General features: G+C 44.6%; 2 protein-coding genes. Both read left to right on the top strand.

Translation table 11 applies throughout. The features are described from left to right. Positions 1-750, top strand: a 750-nt coding sequence (locus tag A3739_RS29065; RefSeq protein ID WP_197471914.1) for a hypothetical protein, incomplete at its 5' end; no start/stop codon positions are given. Between the two features lie 90 nt (positions 751-840). Beyond that, positions 841-2056 (top strand): DUF6160 family protein (locus A3739_RS00565; protein WP_068499768.1); only part of this gene is annotated, 1216 nt, incomplete at its 3' end.

Raw genomic sequence — 2056 nt, forward strand, 5'->3', positions numbered from 1 at the left:
TCTAACATGATCGCTGATGCGTCAATCGCAACTACTGGTTTTGACACTATCCTTTCTAACGGTTTGAAGTCTGTTGACTTTAACTTCAGCATCGACGCTATCGGTCTTGCTTCTTCTAGCTTCGAAGCTGGTGACTCTATTGGTGACGCGTACAACACGCACACTGGTAACGGTATCGATTCAGACGGCGACGCAGAAACTACAGTATTGATCTCTGATCTTTCTATCAACGGTTTCCTTGGCCCAGTTGACATTCATATCGAAAACAACGGTAACGGCTTCGGTATCGATGTGAACGGTGACGGGATTAAAGATATCGATACTATCGGTAACGCTGATTCTAAAATCAACTGGAACACTTACGTTAACGTAACTGATCTTGACGTTTACTTAGACATCGCTGGCGTATTGATCGAAGACTTGAAGATCAACAACGTACGTGGTGACGTTACTGACCTAGACGGAAACTTCTCTTTCGGTTTCGCTCAGTCTAAGCGTGAAATCTACGCGGTACGTAACACTGCTGGTGCAAACCTTGCGCTTGCTGCTACTAACCCAGGTCTATTCGGTAACGGCGATGCTATTGCAGTAACTGAAGCAATCGGTGTTGACGGTGTAGCAATCAACACTGAATTCAAGGGCGACATGGAAATCGGCGCACTTAAGTTTGGTGATACTGATCAGTCAATCGGTGCATTGTACTGGACTGACATCGAGAGCGACACTAAGTGGACTATCTCTGCTCACTAATATCGCTTGATATGTTGAGTTAATCTCAGAGAAAGCCGCTCCCATGAGCGGCTTTTTTTGGTTAAAAACAATAATAAGGAGTAGGCTATTATGTCTGTAGTTAACAAGACTGCTCTTGCTGTTGCGGTAGCCGCAATCTCTGCAGGCGCTCAAGCTGAGCTTAAAGCGCTAGACGATTCGGCAATGGGTGAGATGACGGGTCAAGCTGGCCTGACTATCGACCTTGAAACTAAATACAGTATTGGCGAATTCATGTATAAGGATGCGGGTTCGGTATATCTAACGGGTATTAGTTTTGGTTCGAATGAAAATGTTGAAGTCGGCGGATTTTTCGACAACGTTCGTGTAAAGCTTGATATTGCTGGTGACGGTACTGATACCTCTAGTGGTTATGCTGATAATTACCTGGAAACTGGTTTCTCTGGCGTGCGTAAAGCGGCTGAGTTCCAAGCAATTGCTGCGGCAACTAACAGTAACCCTGATGAAGCGAAGTTTATTTTAGCTCAATCTGGTAGTGTAACAGTCACTGACGCGCAAGCAGCAGGACTGGTTTCAGATAACGCGACTACCACTGGCCCAATGACTATTGGTGCGAAAAAAACGTATGGTGATGGTGACTTACTGATCCACGTTAGCGCTAAAGATGCATGGGAAAAATTAGGTGGTGTAGAAAACCTGATCGCTGACGGAACCATCGCTGATGTAACGTTTAGTGATTTCCTTGGTAACGGTTATACGAAGGGTAAAGATTTCAACTTCAGTATTGATGCAATCGGTATTGCATCGTCTGCATTTGAAGCTGGTGACTCTATTGGTGATGCATACAATACTCATACGGGTACTGGTGTGGACTCTGATGGTGATTCAGCGACTACAGTGTTGATCTCTGATCTTTCGATCAACGGTTACTTAGGTCCAGTTGATATTCATATTGAAAACAACGGCAATGGCTTTGGTTTAGATGTGAATGGTGACGGTGTGAAAGACATCGACACAGTTGGCAATGCTGACTCTAAGATCAATTGGAACACCTACGTTAACGTAACTGATCTTGACGTTTACTTAGACATCGCTGGCGTATTGATTGAAGACATGAAGATCAATAACGTACGTGGTGATGTTACAGATCTAAATGGTGACTTTGCATTTGGTTTCGCGCAATCTGAGCGTGAGATCTATGCAGTACGCAACACTGCAGGTCTTGATCTAGCATCACTTAACCCTGCTCTAATTGGTAACGGTGATCCCGTTGCTGTGATCGAAGCTATGGGGCGTGATGGTATTGCTCTCAATACGAAGTTTAAAG

The organism is Oleiphilus sp. HI0067, assembly GCF_001635735.1.